Annotated in this window: 1 tRNA gene and 1 rRNA gene; both read left to right on the forward strand. The window is 47.0% G+C overall.

Annotated elements, in window-relative coordinates:
• Positions 1-62 (forward strand): 16S ribosomal RNA (locus ACB035_RS20495); the annotation flags it as partial.
• A 229-nt stretch (positions 63-291) separates the two neighbouring features.
• Positions 292-367 (forward strand) — tRNA-Glu (locus ACB035_RS20500).
• The last annotated feature ends 193 nt before the right edge of the window (positions 368-560 follow it).

Raw genomic sequence — 560 nt, forward strand, 5'->3', positions numbered from 1 at the left:
TGACTGGGGTGAAGTCGTAACAAGGTAACCCTAGGGGAACCTGGGGTTGGATCACCTCCTTACCTTAAGATGTCGATGTTGTTGAGTGTTCACACAGATTGCCTTGATTCAAAGTAGTTAGAGCAAAGACCTGATGCGCCTTGGCGTGTCAGTGCTTATCTGGCTTCGGTCAGATGAGAGAAGCCCTATCATTGGGTTTTGGGATGTGAATAATGGCGCTCGGCCTCGCAGGCTCGGCACTCGCCATTACCCAAAATCTGCACTGCTGACGCAGCGCAAAGATGATTTTGGGTCCCCTTCGTCTAGAGGCCTAGGACACCGCCCTTTCACGGCGGTAACAGGGGTTCGAATCCCCTAGGGGACGCCACTTCTCTTCTTGCTAACAAGAATGCAGAGTTAAGAAGTTAATTCTTAACTCTGTTTTCTTCGGTCACTGACCGTTGCAAACATGCTCTTTAACAATCTGGAAAGCTGATTTAAAAAGTAGTTCTCAAACATTTGTTACAAGTGCTTTGGAAACTTCTTGGCGAAAACCAAATTTTATTTGGTCCTTGTTGTAC

Source organism: Aeromonas sp. S12(2024) (assembly GCF_041402305.1).
In the GTDB taxonomy this organism is placed as follows: domain Bacteria; phylum Pseudomonadota; class Gammaproteobacteria; order Enterobacterales; family Aeromonadaceae; genus Aeromonas; species Aeromonas veronii.